The organism is Lysinibacillus sp. ZYM-1 (assembly GCF_001308875.1).
Classification (GTDB): domain Bacteria; phylum Bacillota; class Bacilli; order Bacillales_A; family Planococcaceae; genus Lysinibacillus.
In genome coordinates this window covers 70016-84597 of record NZ_KQ465110.1, presented here as the reverse complement: position 1 = coordinate 84597, position 14582 = coordinate 70016, and the positions used below count along the sequence as shown (strand labels likewise).

General features: G+C 38.0%; 14 protein-coding genes. 12 read left to right on the top strand and 2 right to left on the bottom strand.

What is annotated here, in order from left to right:
* The first annotated feature begins 25 nt into the window (after window positions 1-25).
* The 8 genes from AO843_RS05700 (at window position 26) to AO843_RS05665 (ending at window position 8163) form a co-directional block, all read left to right on the top strand.
* Window positions 26-1801, top strand: coding sequence for a CotH kinase family protein (locus AO843_RS05700; RefSeq protein ID WP_054610174.1), 1776 nt, complete (start codon window positions 26-28; stop codon window positions 1799-1801).
* Between the two features lie 87 nt (window positions 1802-1888).
* Window positions 1889-2491, top strand: coding sequence for a hypothetical protein (locus AO843_RS05695; protein WP_054610173.1), 603 nt, complete (start codon window positions 1889-1891; stop codon window positions 2489-2491).
* A gap of 380 nt (window positions 2492-2871) precedes the next feature.
* Entirely contained in the window at window positions 2872-4092 is a 1221-nt protein-coding gene (locus tag AO843_RS05690) for an ABC transporter substrate-binding protein (RefSeq protein ID WP_054610172.1), read from the top strand.
* A 147-nt stretch (window positions 4093-4239) separates the two neighbouring features.
* Entirely contained in the window at window positions 4240-5115 is an 876-nt protein-coding gene (locus AO843_RS05685; RefSeq protein WP_054610171.1) for a branched-chain amino acid ABC transporter permease, read from the top strand.
* Window positions 5116-5127: 12 nt separating this feature from the next.
* A complete protein-coding gene (locus AO843_RS05680) occupies window positions 5128-6063 on the top strand; it encodes a branched-chain amino acid ABC transporter permease (protein ID WP_054610170.1) in 936 nt (311 codons plus the stop codon).
* Window positions 6063-6842, top strand: coding sequence for an ABC transporter ATP-binding protein (locus AO843_RS05675; RefSeq protein ID WP_054610169.1), 780 nt, complete (start codon window positions 6063-6065; stop codon window positions 6840-6842). The genes AO843_RS05680 and AO843_RS05675 overlap by 1 nt, the downstream gene beginning before the upstream one ends.
* Entirely contained in the window at window positions 6842-7549 is a 708-nt protein-coding gene (locus tag AO843_RS05670) for an ABC transporter ATP-binding protein (RefSeq protein ID WP_004233555.1), read from the top strand. The genes AO843_RS05675 and AO843_RS05670 overlap by 1 nt, the downstream gene beginning before the upstream one ends.
* 116 nt (window positions 7550-7665) lie before the next feature.
* Complete coding sequence (locus AO843_RS05665) at window positions 7666-8163, top strand: cupin domain-containing protein (RefSeq protein ID WP_054610168.1); 498 nt, start codon at window positions 7666-7668, stop codon at window positions 8161-8163.
* Between the two features lie 40 nt (window positions 8164-8203).
* Here AO843_RS05665 and AO843_RS05660 read toward each other — a convergent pair whose 3' ends face one another.
* Together AO843_RS05660 and rluF are read right to left on the bottom strand one after the other, a co-directional pair.
* The gene (locus AO843_RS05660; RefSeq protein ID WP_054610167.1) at window positions 8204-8923 is read right to left on the bottom strand and encodes a DUF6904 family protein; all 720 of its coding nucleotides are present in this window, start codon (window positions 8921-8923) and stop codon (window positions 8204-8206) included.
* 22 nt (window positions 8924-8945) lie between these two features.
* Entirely contained in the window at window positions 8946-9647 is a 702-nt protein-coding gene (gene rluF / locus AO843_RS05655) for a 23S rRNA pseudouridine(2604) synthase RluF (protein WP_054610166.1), read from the bottom strand.
* Between the two features lie 229 nt (window positions 9648-9876).
* On the opposite strand from rluF, the gene adh reads away from it, so the two are divergent.
* The 4 genes from adh to AO843_RS05635 all read left to right on the top strand — a co-directional run bounded on the left by adh (window position 9877) and on the right by AO843_RS05635 (window position 14539).
* Window positions 9877-11397, top strand: a complete 1521-nt coding sequence (gene adh / locus AO843_RS05650) for an aldehyde dehydrogenase (protein WP_054610165.1) — start codon at window positions 9877-9879, stop codon at window positions 11395-11397.
* Window positions 11398-11418: 21 nt separating this feature from the next.
* Window positions 11419-11778, top strand: coding sequence for a DUF779 domain-containing protein (locus AO843_RS05645; protein WP_054610164.1), 360 nt, complete (start codon window positions 11419-11421; stop codon window positions 11776-11778).
* Window positions 11779-12110: 332 nt separating this feature from the next.
* Window positions 12111-13070 (top strand): DUF4003 family protein, encoded by a 960-nt coding sequence (locus tag AO843_RS05640; RefSeq protein ID WP_054610163.1) that lies wholly within the window; start codon window positions 12111-12113, stop codon window positions 13068-13070.
* 41 nt (window positions 13071-13111) lie between these two features.
* Window positions 13112-14539, top strand: a complete 1428-nt coding sequence (locus AO843_RS05635; RefSeq protein WP_054610162.1) for an aldehyde dehydrogenase family protein — start codon at window positions 13112-13114, stop codon at window positions 14537-14539.
* The last annotated feature ends 43 nt before the right edge of the window (window positions 14540-14582 follow it).

Sequence of the window (14582 nt, the reverse complement as noted above, 5' to 3'; positions counted from 1 at the left end):
AGGATTCCGAAGAGAGGTATCAGCTATGATTAAAACCCGAATTGTCTACCTGTGCATGGCAATTCTCCTCCTTCTTTTTGTCGTGATATATGCTGTACTTCCGAATGTAGGCATTGAAACAAAAAACACCGAGTTCTCTTATGAGAATATAGTTTTTAATACAAACAAAGTAACTACAGTCGATATTGATATTGCTGAGGAAGATTGGGCTGACATGCTGGAAAATGCAGCGGCTGAGGAACTAAAACAGGCGGATATTACAGTAAACGGCAAGAAAATTGAGAATGTGGCTATTCGTACAAAAGGAAACTTATCATTACGATCGGTAGTCAATAGTGACTCGGATCGCTATAGTTTAAAAATCGATTTTGATTACTATGATGATACCCAAAGCTTATATGGCCTGAAGAAATTAAACTTAAATAATAATTATAGTGATTCTACATTGATGCGAGAGTATATCTCCTATGAAATGATGGAGCAAATGGGTTTACCAACGCCGGCGCATTCTTATATGTATGTCAAAGTAAATGGTGAGGAACGAGGTTTGTTTTTAGGCGTAGAAGCAGTAGATGAGACATTCCTAGCCAATAACTACGGTTCTAACGATGGCTTTTTATTTAAACCAGACGGGACAGGCAGTGATCTGAAATATATTAGTGATGAGATAACAGACTATACAGGCATTGGACTAAAAACGAATGAAGGCAGGATGGACCAATCCAAATTGGTTGAAATGCTAGATGCTATCAATAATGGAGGAGACATAGAAAAGTATTTGGATGTCGATGAAATGTTACGTTATTTTGCTGTCAATACAGCGCTTGTGAATTTAGACAGTTACCAAGGGAATATGAAACATAACTACTATTTGTACGAACAGAATGGCATATTTTCAATTATCCCTTGGGATTACAACATGTCCTTTGGTGGCTTTGGTGTGGGTGGCGGTGGATTAGGTAGAGAAGATCGTCAAAAGCCAGTTGATGCATCTACTAATTCACAAAGACCGCTAGAGGGGAACAATAGACGAAGTGATCAAACAGGTGAGGAAAAGCAACAACAGAATGGCGGCTTTAACATGGGCATGGGCATGTCAGGAAACCTTTTAGCCGAGAGCGCTATTAATTTTAGTGTGACTACCCCTGTTTCGGGTACAACTTTAGAGGAGCGGCCATTACTGAATGCCTTTCTTACTAATAAGGAGTATCGTGCTCAATATGAAAGTTATTTAGAAGAGTTGGCGACAACTTATTTAACGGAGGATTATGTTCAATCTATTACGAAAAAACTAGCGGTGCTATTAACAACCTATGTCGAAGCGGATCCAACCAAATTTTCTACTACGGAACAGTTTTTAGAAGCAGTAGAGGGCGATAATAGTTTACCTGAATTTGCAAAGCAGCGCTCCGAATCTATTTTGAAGCAGCTCTCTGGGGAGCTTGTTGTGGAAGCATCTACAACTTCTCAAGATAATATGATGCCGGTTCCAAATGAAAATGAAGAATTGAATGCTATGCCCGATAATTTTGATCCAAGTCAACTACCAGAGGATTTTGATCCATCTCAGGGTCCATCGTTTAACAGAGAAGGCAATAGTCCAAGGGAAGGTCAGGATGGCGGGCCTATGCAACCCCTTGATGAAAACGGAGCGCCAATGGGCATGCCAGGTGTAAATCATAAAATATCCAATCAAGCGACCGTAATCGATAAAACTACATTGTTAACCATAATTGCATGCTTAATGTTACTACTCCTATCACTTTTCTTTGTTTATAAATTTAAGCGTAGAGGCCGTTAAAAAATTACCATATCCAAAACTTTTGGGTATGGTTTTTGTTTTTTCTCGTGCTAAAATAAAGCATTCTTTTCTGAGGAGTCTTTTCATATGAATGAACATCAGTTTGATAAATTTTTGCACATTAATACCGTGGGAGAACAATATGGTTTCCCAAAGCTTGCACACTATCATCGTTATGAACCAACACCTTACAATGGGCTTGAACAATTATTTGCGATATATGAGATGCCTAACAACTCAGTGTTTATTGATATGGGCTGTGGAAAAGGAAGGGTTCCCATTTATGTGCATCATCAATTTCATATTCCAACGATTGGAATAGAGATGGATGCAGGATTTTATGCTGAGGCTGAAGAAAATAAACGAAGCTATCTTCAAAAAAAGCGATCACACGCACCCATTTCATTTATTCATACGATAGCAGAGGCATATGAAATAAAGCCACGTGACAATGTTTTCTTCTTTTTCAATCCTTTTTCTATCCATATTTTCCGCACAGTTATTCATAATATTTGGCAATCTTATGAGCAACGAATGCGAGATATTCATATAATTTTATATTACCCTCCTTACGATTATTTACAGTTTTTACATCAGGGGACACCATTCGAATTACTTCATGAAGTTCATTTAGAGAATGAAACGAATATTAATGAACGTCTTTGTGTGTTCGAATTAAAGAAAGCTTAGAGTGATGTGTAACCATCTCTAAGCTTTTTCTGTTTTAACGAACAGCAATTATTATTTTCGGGGAAATAATCTAATAAAGACAGGAATAACAAATATTTTCTATTTAGATCTTATTGTAAGAAAGTAATCTCAAATGATAGTTTTGTACTAGTCCACATTTTAAATAGTAAGATAATTCTTAAATAACTAATTATACTGAAAAATCACTCTAGACTAAATATAAAGAATGTTTTACAATGTAAAAGGCTTAAACGAATAATATTGTACTTTCATTTTAGGTAGTTATAAATAATTATTTTTGCTATTGAGGAAATGCGTTTAATTGTTTATAATTATCAGAAATATCTAATATTTTAGAAATTTTCAGGGGGAATTTAATTATGAAAGAGAGCAAAAAGCTTAAGAAGTTCGGTTCACTTTTAGTAGCATCTTCATTACTTGCTGGTGTACTTGCTGGTTGTGGTAACGGAGACGATTCAAGTTCTGGCGGTGGGTCATCATCAGGGGGTGGCTCATCTGATGGCGATACAATTAAAATCGGTGCAAACCTAGAACTTTCAGGAAATGTAGCATCTTACGGTTCATCAATCGGTCTGGGTGCAGAATTAGCTGTAAAAGAAATTAATGATGCCGGCGGTATTGATGGTAAGAAAATTGAACTGATTAAAGTAGATAATAAATCCGAAAACTCAGAGGCTACGGCTGCAGCTATTAAACTAGCAACGCAAGATAAAGTAGTAGCAATGCTAGCTCCTGCAACTTCTGGAAATACAGTAGCAACTGTTCAAATTGCAAATCAAAATAAAATTCCGATTGTTACTGGTTCCGGAACTGCTCCGAATATTACGGTAAATGAGGATGGTAGCGTTAATGAATATGCATTCCGTACATGCTTTATTGACCCATTCCAAGGGATTGTGGCAGCTAACTTTGCCTCAGGTGAGTTAAGTGCGAAAAACGTAGCTATTTTTGCAGATAATGCATCCGATTATGCAAAAGGTTTAGCAAAGTCCTTTAAAGAAACGATTTCTAAGAGTGGCGGCAAAGTTGTGAAAGAAGAGGCTTATGTAGCGAAGGATACAGATTTCCGTACACAATTAACAAATATTAAAGCTTCGAATCCAGACTTTATCTTTATCCCTGGATATTATGAAGAGGTTGGTTTAATTGTGAAACAAGCTCGTGAAATGGGTATTGATGTACCTTTAATGGGGGCAGATGGTTGGGATTCGCCAACTTTAGTGGATTTAGCTGGGAAGGATGCATTAAATAATACTTACATTACTAACCACTATTCTGCAGAAGATCCAGATCAAAAAATTCAAGATTTTGTAAAGGCATTTAAGTCGGCAAATGGTGACAAAGCGCCTGACGCATTCAACGCACTTGGGTATGACTCAATTTACTATATTGCTGATGCAATCAAACGTGCAGGTTCTACGGATGGGGAAGCCATTAAAAATGAATTAGCTGCAACAAAAGATCTTTCTTTAGTAACAGGTACTTTCTCAGTTGACGAAAATCATAACCCAATTAAAACAGCAACGGTTCTTGAATTTAAAGACGGCAAACAAGTGTTCAACTCTAAAGTTAATCCTTAATGTTTTGTAAGCAAGGGGGAGGCGGGTAAACACGCCTTCCTTTTTTCTGTTTTAGATAACTAGAATAGCAGTGTAAAACATAACTTTTTAGTATCGATGCATGTACAGATTTCTCATTTTTCAGAAAATTTAAAGGAGTGAATGCGCATGGAATGGATACAGCAACTTGTGAATGGTATTTCACTGGGAAGTATCTACGCGTTAATAGCGTTAGGGTATACGATGGTATACGGTATTATCAAGCTGATTAACTTTGCTCATGGTGATGTTTTCATGATTGGGTCATTTATTGGCTTTTACGCAATTGCTAAATGGGAGCTTGGCTTCTTCCCAGCACTATTATTGGCGATGGTCATTTGTGCGATCTTTGGTGTTTTAATTGAACGTATTGCCTATAAACGTTTACGAAATGCAACACGTATCGCAGCATTAATTACAGCGATCGGTGTATCGTTATTAATTGAATATACAACGATTTTCTTCAGAGGTGCTCAACCAGCAGCTTATCCTGAAGTTTTCAAAAATAAATCTTTTGATATTTTTGGTGTGCAAATCAGTAGTACATCCATCTTAATTTTATCAGTTGCAGTTGTACTGATGATACTTTTACAATTCATCGTACATAAAACAAAAATCGGGAAAGCAATGCGTGCCGTTTCTCATGATGCGGATGCAGCACGTTTAATGGGGATTAACGTTGATAATACAATCTCTGCAACATTTGCTATTGGTTCAGCTTTAGCTGGTGCAGCAGGCGTTATCTTCGGTGTTTATTATACGAAGATTGACCCGTTAATGGGTGTTATACCAGGGGTTAAAGCGTTTATCGCTGCCGTTCTTGGTGGAATTGGCATCATTCCAGGCGCAATGGTTGGTGGTATGTTATTAGGCGTTGTGGAGTCCTTAGTAAGTGCACTTGGCTTCTCTTTATGGCGTGATGCAGCGGCATTCGTTATCTTAATTTTAATCTTAATATTCAGACCATCGGGTATATTTGGTAAAAATGCCCGTGAGAAAGTGTAGGTGAGCGGTTATATGAAAAAGTCTAAAGTTTTCTGGGGCTATGCCGTATTAGCGCTAGTCATCTATGCAGTTGTACAATTATTGATTACGACGGAAGTAATTGATATGTACTATAAAAATATGCTGATTACGATGTGTATTAACATTATGCTTGCTGTCAGTTTGCATATTGTTATTGGGGTTACTGGCCAATTCTCGATTGGGCATGCTGGGTTCCTAGCAGTTGGGGCATATGTGTCAGCCATTATTACGACAAAGCTAATGCTGCCATTCCCATTGGCGATTTTACTAGGGGCAGTTGCAGCCGCTATTGCAGGCCTAATTGTAGGTATTCCAACTCTTCGTTTAAAAGGGGATTATTTAGCGATTGCCACACTAGGATTTGCAGAGATTATTCGTATTATCTTTTTAAATACCGATTATGTTGGTGGCGCAGCAGGGATGCAAGTTAAGTATTTATCTAACTGGACGTATGCATTCTTTGGCGTAGTGTTAACGATCCTAGTCATCTCAAACTTTACAAATTCTCGCCATGGACGTGCGTGTATTTCCATTCGAGAAGATGAAATAGCAGCAGATGCTATGGGTATTAACACAACTTACTATAAAGTTGTTGCATTCGCTATTGGGTCTTTCTTTGCAGGTCTAGCTGGAGCTATTTTTGCACATAACTTTTACATTATCCAACCGACAACATTCGGTTTCTTAAAATCATTTGATATTTTAATTTACGTTGTACTTGGTGGCTTAGGAAGTCTTTCAGGTTCTGTAATTGCTGCGATTTTCTTAACATTCGTATCTACGTATCTAGCAAACTTCCCTGAGACTCGTATGATTATTTACAGTTTGGTATTAATTATCGTGATGCTTTATCGTCCAACCGGATTAATGGGGACGAAAGAAATTACAGATTTATTTAAGTTTGGTAAAAAAGGAGGTACAAAATAATGACTGGAAACCTTCTTATCAAAGTTGAAAACATGGGTATTCAATTCGGTGGTTTAAAGGCAGTACAGGGTGTTAATATGTACCTTAACCAAGGCGAATTGGTAGGACTTATTGGACCAAACGGTGCTGGGAAAACAACCAGTTTTAATATGTTAACAGGAGTATATACACCAACGGAAGGTACAATAACTTTTAATGGTGTGAAAATAAATGGACTTGCACCCTATCAGGTTACGCAGAAGGGGATCAGTCGTACGTTCCAAAATATACGCTTATTTAAAGAGCTATCTGTTCTCGACAATGTAAAGGTAGCCAACCATTCTCTTGCTAAGCATTCTATGTGGTCTTCTATTTTTCGTTTGCCAACCCATTTCAAAGGTGAGGCCGAAATGGAGCAGCAGTCAATTGAGTTCTTAAAAATCTTTGGCTTAGATGTCTATAAGGATGAGCTGGCAAAAAATTTGCCATATGGGATGCAGCGTCGTTTAGAAATTGCTCGTGCGTTAGCGGCAAATCCAAAACTATTATTATTGGATGAACCAGCAGCAGGTATGAACCCCCAAGAAACACATGATTTAATGGAGTTAATTGCTTTTATTCGTAAAAAGTTCGGCTTAACAATTTTGCTGATTGAACATGATATGAGCTTGGTTATGGGAATTTGTGAACGCATTTATGTACTCGATCATGGACAATTAATCGCTGACGGGACGCCAGAAGAAATTCGCAACAATCCAAAGGTAATAGAAGCATACCTTGGTGAGGAGGTTATCGGCTAATGCTAAAAGTACAAAATATTGATGTTTATTATGGTAACATCCAAGCATTAAAAGGCCTCTCTTTAGAAGTAAACGAGGGTGAAATTGTAACGTTAATCGGAGCAAATGGTGCTGGAAAAAGTACGCTCTTAAAGACATTATCAGGTTTATTGAAGCCAAAAGGCGGAATCATTGAATATGAAGGCTTTTCTATTGCTGGGAAAGCGGCACAAACTATTGTTAAATCAGGGATTTCCCACGTTCCAGAAGGTCGTCGTGTTTTTGCCAATATGTCAGTTGAAGAAAACTTAGAGCTTGGTGCATATCTGCGTAATGATAAAGCAGGTATTAAAAAAGATATGGATCATGTTTTCGAGTTATTTCCACGATTATTGGAGCGCCGGAAACAGCAGTCAGGGACATTGTCTGGTGGGGAACAGCAGATGCTTGCGATGGGTCGTGCCTTGATGGCAAAGCCAAAGTTGCTATTAATGGATGAACCTTCGATGGGTCTTGCACCGTTAATGGTTAAAAATATCTTCAATATTATTGAGCAGGTCAATAAAGAAGGGACAACTGTATTACTTGTTGAGCAAAATGCTAATATGGCATTATCAGTCGCTAACCGTGCATATGTACTTGAAACAGGACGTATCGTTCTATCTGGTTCAGCAAAAGAGCTACAAGAAAGCGAGCAAGTAAAAGCAGCTTATTTAGGCGGATTATAAAATGGTAGGACATCTCATTTTTGAGATGTCCTTTTTTGACTTGGATTATGAAAGAAAATCAAAGGTAGCATTTCTACTTTACTTTTTGGTAAGGTTGAAAAAAGGAGTGATGCTTTTTGAAGTATTCAGCACAATATTTTATTGAACATTTAAAGTTAGCCGAACATCCTGAAGGGGGCTATTACATCTCCTCATTTCGGGCTACAGATGATCTAGCAGTAAGGGATGTTCAGAGACCAATTTATACGAGTATTTATTTTTTACTACGCTCACAAGACATATCACATCTACATCGCTTGCAATCAGACGAGCTATGGTATTTCCATGCTGGTAGTCCGCTAACAGTCCATATGATTTTTCCAGATGGAACCTATGAAGCGAAGAAGCTTGGCTTGAATGTAGAAGCAGGAGAAGTACCCCAAATTGTAGTGCCAAAGCATACAATTTTCGGCTCGTCAGTGGAGGAACCTGATACATTTAGTTTAGTGGGATGTATGGTTGCTCCGGGCTTTGACTTTGAGGATTTTGAATTGTTTACACAGGAAGAGCTTTTAGCAGATTATCCTCAGCATCAGGATGTAATTCGTAAAATGGCCTATCAAAGCATTAAGTAGAAAATGAGCCGTCTCAATGGTTGTGAGGCGGCTCGTTTGTTTACCATAAAATTTTTTCTGGATAATTAAGTTGAATTTGAATATCATGTAATGCTTGTTTCGTTGCAATAGCCGCTCCCATCAGGTGGGCTTTTAATGCTACATATTCATGGTCCTCAACCATTAATCGCACAGCAAATGCCGCTAAATGTGCTTTACGTTCCTCTTTACTTAATTCGATATATTCTAGATTCAAAACATCCACGTACTGTGTTGCAAAACGGAAAGTTAATGGATTTTTAGCATGTAACATTTTTAAAAACATAACATAATCTTCTTCACTTACCTCTTGTTCTAAACATTCAGCAATAGCCGCTTGGAATTTGCGTATAATAGCTATCTCATGATTCCACATAGAAGAATTGGTTAATTTTTGGTGCAGATCAATAAAATCATTTAATGCGATTGCACTGAAGATAATTTCTGGCCAAAGAATTTCTGTTGAAAAATATACATTTTTATTTGGAAAGATTAGTTCATGTTGTGTTAGCACACTCTTATTAAGTCCATTACTCACAAACTCTAGATGATGTTCACCAAGCATGGCATGTCTCAGTTTATAGCAAACGCTCAAAACACGGAGTCGAGGACCCTGGTAATCATAGTATTTATTTTCATCACCAGTTACTTTGTAAATAGCATTGATAAGTTCATCTAAATCCCAGTAATCTCCGCAAATCTGTACCCCTGTTAACTGCTCTGTACTTTCAATGGAAATCATAGTCCCCGCCCTCCCTTAGTGCTTATTTTGGTGTGTAGTTCAGTAGTTTGAATAGCTCTGCTTGCTCTTTATCCGTTAAATCGCGCCATTGACCCACTTTTAAATTTCCAAGCTTAATATTCATAATACGAATACGCTGTAGACGCTTTACGGAGTAGCCAAGAGCTGAACACATTCGACGTATTTGGCGATTTAAGCCTTGCTCTAAAATAATTTTAAAAACTTTGTCTGATATCTTTTCAACATAACAAGGTAAGGTTGTTGTATCTAGAATATCTACACCTGCACCCATCTGTTTAATAAATTGCTCTGTTATAGGTTTATCAACTTGAACAATATATTCTTTTTCATGATGGTTTTCAGCACGTAGGATTTTATTGACGATATCGCCATCATTGGTTAATAACAATAGCCCTTCCGATTCCTTATCGAGACGTCCGATATGGAAAATACGTAAGGGATGATTCACAAAATCAACGACATTCCCTTTTATATGACGTTCCGTTGTACTTGTTATGCCGACCGGCTTGTTCAAAACTATATAGACAAGCTGTTGTTCTTTCTTTACCTCTTTTCCGCCAACGCAAACAATGTCACCATCCTCAACTTGACTTCCAACTGTCGCGAGTTCTCCGTTAATCGTTACTTTTCCCTCGGCGATCCACTTGTCAGCGCCACGACGAGATATAATGCCTGTTTCACTTAAATATTTATTAATACGCATATTGTTCTCCTAAATCTAATATTATTTTTAAGTATACCTTAACGTTAGACAAACCGTGAATGCTATATACTTTTCTAGCAAAAATAAAATTTTTTAAAAAGTTGAAATTATTATTTGTTTCTGACAATATATTAGATGAGAGGGTTTCTATGAAAATATTGTTATTTCGCAATAAAATAACGCTTTTTATAGATAGTTCTCATTAAATTGTGTAAAGGGGAGAAGTAAAATGGTTTATGCATTTCCAAACACTGAAGGATCGGTAGTTCAATTCAAACAGAAATATGATAATTATATTGGTGGCGAATGGACACCCCCAGTGAAGGGTCAATACTTTGATAATGTTACTCCTGTTACTGGACAAGTTTTTACACAAGTAGCGCGTTCTACAGCTGAGGATATTGAACTGGCACTTGATGCAGCACATGCTGCTAAAGATGCATGGGGAAAAACATCACCGACAGAACGTGCAAACATTTTACTTAAAATTGCGGACCGTATTGAGCAAAATTTAGAAAAAATAGCCGTAGCCGAAACATGGGATAACGGTAAGGCGGTACGCGAAACATTAAATGCAGATATCCCTCTTGCCATTGATCATTTCCGTTATTTTGCTGGTGTTTTACGTGCTCAAGAAGGCTCTGTAAGCCAAATCGATAACGATACAGTTGCTTATCACTTCCACGAACCAATAGGGGTGGTGGGCCAAATCATACCTTGGAACTTCCCGTTATTAATGGCTGTCTGGAAGCTTGCACCAGCACTTGCAGCCGGAAACTGTGTCGTATTAAAGCCAGCGGAACAAACACCAGCATCTATTATGGTGCTTGTGGAATTAATAGAAGATTTATTACCATCAGGTGTCATTAATATTGTGAATGGTTTTGGTTTAGAAGCAGGGAAACCGCTTGCATCTAATCCACGTATCGGTAAGATTGCCTTTACAGGGGAGACAACAACAGGTCGTTTAATTATGCAATATGCGTCTCAAAACCTTATCCCAGTTACATTAGAGTTGGGTGGTAAATCACCAAATATCTTCTTTGAGGATATTATGGATAAAGATGATGCATTATTAGATAAAGCAGTCGAGGGCTTCGTATTATTTGCTCTGAACCAAGGGGAAGTATGTACATGTCCTTCCCGTGCAATAGTTCAGGAGTCTATTTACGATAAATTTATGGAGCGTGTGCTACAACGAGTAGAAGCTATTAAAGTGGGTAATCCACTTGATCCAAACACGATGATGGGTGCGCAGGCTTCAAGCGAGCAAATGGAAAAAATTCTTTCTTATCTAGATATCGGTAAGCAAGAAGGCGCAGAATGTCTAATCGGTGGAGAGAAAAATAATGTAGGCGAAGGCTTTGAAAATGGCTACTACATTAAACCAACTGTCTTCAAAGGACATAATAAAATGCGTATTTTCCAAGAAGAAATTTTCGGCCCAGTTGTGGCTGTTACCACGTTTAAAACGAAAGAAGAGGCACTAGAAATTGCTAATGATACACTGTATGGCCTAGGTTCAGGTGTTTGGACAAGGGATATTAATACAGCATATCGCTTCGGTCGCGAAATTCAAGCTGGTCGTGTTTGGACGAACTGTTACCATGCTTATCCTGCACATGCTGCATTCGGTGGCTACAAAATGTCAGGTGTTGGTCGTGAAAATCATAAAATGATGCTATCTCATTACCAACAAACGAAAAATTTATTAGTTAGCTATAGCGAAAATAAACTTGGTTTCTTCTAATCCATAGGGAGGTGCATGAGCGTGGTCGAACGTGTATTAGCCACGGCAGAAGCGCTGGCACTCATCGAGCTATTAAAAGAGAAACATGGGCCTGTTATGTTTCATCAATCAGGCGGATGCTGTGATGGCTCTTCACCCATGTGTTATCCTGAAGGTGACTTGCTATTAGGTGATCAGGATATATGTCTGGGGGTAATAGGTGGAGCTCCGTTCTACATGCATAAAAATCAATATGATTACTGGAAACATACCCAGATCATACTGGACGTAGTGGAAGGTAGGGGTGGCATGTTCTCACTAGAGGGTGTAGAAGGAAAACGTTTCTTAACAAGATCAAGAGCCTTCACATCAGAGGAATTACAAGAGCTAGGGTTAATTTAACGAGTATTTGTACAGCGGCAAAAGACTTTGCCGCTGTTTTTTCGTATTAATTTTTAGAAAAAAGGGTATGTAAAGCTATATTGTTAGACGAGTTGCGTAAAAATAAAAATAGCTGTAAACGGTCTTTTAAGGTCACGGAAAATAATAATTTTCGAGTGGTTTTTGTTATCAACGTTAATGCCTCCTTTTATGGTTGTTTAATATTTCCTATTAAATCAAAAAAATTAAGTAACATATATTAAATTAAGTTTACTTTTTATGTTAATTGTTACAAACAAGATGAATCCTTCCCACATGATGTAACGTAAAATTGGTAAAGGAGTGTGCAAAATATGGATTACGTGATGATAGAAAATGAATTTACAAATACGGTAGAGGATGTATCGAAAGCTGTAGGATGGACAGTGGATCGTAAAATTGTTTTGGCGATTGCTAGTACGTTTGTTGCGTCAGGAAAAAATTTTGATGCCGTTCAATATAAAAATATCTTACAGGAAATGAAGAAACAATCCTCGTGGATGTCTCCCTTAAGAACAACCGTAGGATATAGCATTGCCGCTAACTTAATGGAGCAAGGGGATGCTGAAGAAGCGGTAAAGGATTTATTAACAAATGTGAATGCTTTAAAGGAAGCGAAATTTAGAAGTGGTAATTTTAGTTATATTGGGGCGCAGTTTTTGACAGAGGATAAAAATGCGCATGCACATGCAGCTAGGGCTTTATTTGATGCTATACGTAATCATCACCCATTTTTAACATCGTATGAAGACATTCCATATGTCGTGTTATTAAGTAGTCCATCTGATGATGTGGAACTACGTGCAGAAACCATGAATCGCTACTATAAAGAATTACGAACATATAACTTTAATGCAGGTAATGAACTTCAATGGCTGTCACAGGTATTAACTTTCTTATCTCCACAATTTGATCGTCAGCTAGTGCCGAATGTTGTGATTATTCGTGATACGCTTAAAAAACAAAATGTCAAAGTAAAGGCCATGCATTATCCTTTACTTGGATTTTTAGCCATACTAGATCTTAATCATAATCAATTGCAAGATGTTATAAATTTATATCATGAGTTAAAGGATTTAAAAATATTAAAATGGCATCGAGAATTTGTTCTCTTTATGGCTATACAAATAGCTATTTATGATATGGCTAAAGTACAAAAATCACTGTCCATGACCATTATGTCATCTATTGAATTATTTATTCAAGCTCAGCATGCTGCTATGATAGCAGCAGTTAACGCAGCCGCCATTGCATCTAGTTCGAGCTCTTCGTGATAGAATGGAGGAGAAAAATTATTTGGAGGTGCATTTGAAGGATGAAGGAAACAAAACTGTGGATTAATGGTCAATGGCAAGATGCAAAGGAAAGCTATGAGCTAAAATCTCCATATAGTGGAGAGGTTATTGCTCAAGTGGCAAAGGCATCTATTCAAGATGTGGAGAGAGCGATCGATGGTGCACAGCAAGCATTCCATTCGTTTAAACAGACGACAGCCTACGAGCGTGCCGAAATATTATATAAAGTTGTCGACCTTATGCGACAACGAAAAGAAGAATTTGCAGAGATTTTAGCATTAGAAGCAGGTAAACCTTTGACAGCAGGGATAGCGGAGATTGATCGTACAATTGCCACATATCAATTTGCAGCAGAGGGTGCCAAACAACCAAAAGGTGAAACCGTACCGATGGATGCGGCGCCTGGAGCGGGAGATCGTATAGGCTGGACAAAGAGAGAACCGTTGGGAGTAATTTCAGCCATTACGCCGTTTAATTTTCCATTCAATTTAGTGGCGCATAAATTAGGGCCAGCGTTTGCAGTAGGTAATACAGTTGTTTTGAAACCAGCAACACAAACACCATTAAGTTCCCTTGTTATGGCAGAGATTTTTCGTGAAGCAGGTTTACCAGATGGAGCATTGCAGATTGTGACAGGAAGTGGCGGTGAGCTTAGTGATACATTGGTTACACATCCTCACGTCAAAAAGGTGACATTTACGGGTAGTGGTAAAGTTGGGTTAGGGATTAAAGAAAAAATCGGCTTACGTAAAGTAACTTTAGAGCTTGGTTCTAATGCAGCTGTCATTGTCGAACCATCGACACCTATTAATAAAATTATAAGTCGTTGTGTGAGTGGTGCCTTTAACTTTGCTGGACAAGTATGTATTTCGTTACAGCGTATTTATGTACATTTTTCTATTATTGATGAATTTACAGAAGCATTTGTAGCGGAAACTGAAAAGCTTGTGGTAGGAGATCCATTAGATAAAAATACAGATGTAAGTGCCATGATCAACTCGAATGAGGTTGGGCGAATTAAAGAGTGGATTGAAGAAGCACAGGAACAAGGAGCAGTTATTGCAACTGGGGGAGTATTTACAGAACGTACATTAACGCCAACTGTTATGACGAATGTGACTGCTGATATGAAGATCGTTTGTCAGGAAACATTCGCGCCAATCGTCTCAATTGTTTCATATGAAACATTAGATGACGCGATTCGACTTGTGAACGAGTCGGACCTTGGCTTAAATGCGGGTATTTACACGAATATATTGTCAGATGCCTTATATGCAGCAGACGAATTACAAGCGGGTGCTGTCATTATTAATGATGTTCCAACATTCCGAGTAGATAATATGCCATATGGTGGTGTGAAGATGAGTGGTTATGGGCGTGAAGGAATTAAATGGGCCATTGAAGAAATGACTGACATGAAATTTATTACCATGAAAAAATCGTTCTAAATTTGCATAAGCTCTTTTTCTGCGATACGATGACGAAAGAACA

Coding starts and splice junctions, on each gene's coding strand:
- AO843_RS05700 (WP_054610174.1), top strand. CDS start 26: ATGATTAAAACCCGAATTGTCTACCTGTGCATGGCAATTCTCCTCCTT.
- AO843_RS05695 (WP_054610173.1), top strand. CDS start 1,889: ATGAATGAACATCAGTTTGATAAATTTTTGCACATTAATACCGTGGGA.
- AO843_RS05690 (WP_054610172.1), top strand. CDS start 2,872: ATGAAAGAGAGCAAAAAGCTTAAGAAGTTCGGTTCACTTTTAGTAGCA.
- AO843_RS05685 (WP_054610171.1), top strand. CDS start 4,240: ATGGAATGGATACAGCAACTTGTGAATGGTATTTCACTGGGAAGTATC.
- AO843_RS05680 (WP_054610170.1), top strand. CDS start 5,128: ATGAAAAAGTCTAAAGTTTTCTGGGGCTATGCCGTATTAGCGCTAGTC.
- AO843_RS05675 (WP_054610169.1), top strand. CDS start 6,063: ATGACTGGAAACCTTCTTATCAAAGTTGAAAACATGGGTATTCAATTC.
- AO843_RS05670 (WP_004233555.1), top strand. CDS start 6,842: ATGCTAAAAGTACAAAATATTGATGTTTATTATGGTAACATCCAAGCA.
- AO843_RS05660 (WP_054610167.1), bottom strand. CDS start 8,923: ATGATTTCCATTGAAAGTACAGAGCAGTTAACAGGGGTACAGATTTGC.
- rluF (WP_054610166.1), bottom strand. CDS start 9,647: ATGCGTATTAATAAATATTTAAGTGAAACAGGCATTATATCTCGTCGT.
- adh (WP_054610165.1), top strand. CDS start 9,877: ATGGTTTATGCATTTCCAAACACTGAAGGATCGGTAGTTCAATTCAAA.
- AO843_RS05640 (WP_054610163.1), top strand. CDS start 12,111: ATGGATTACGTGATGATAGAAAATGAATTTACAAATACGGTAGAGGAT.
- AO843_RS05635 (WP_054610162.1), top strand. CDS start 13,112: ATGAAGGAAACAAAACTGTGGATTAATGGTCAATGGCAAGATGCAAAG.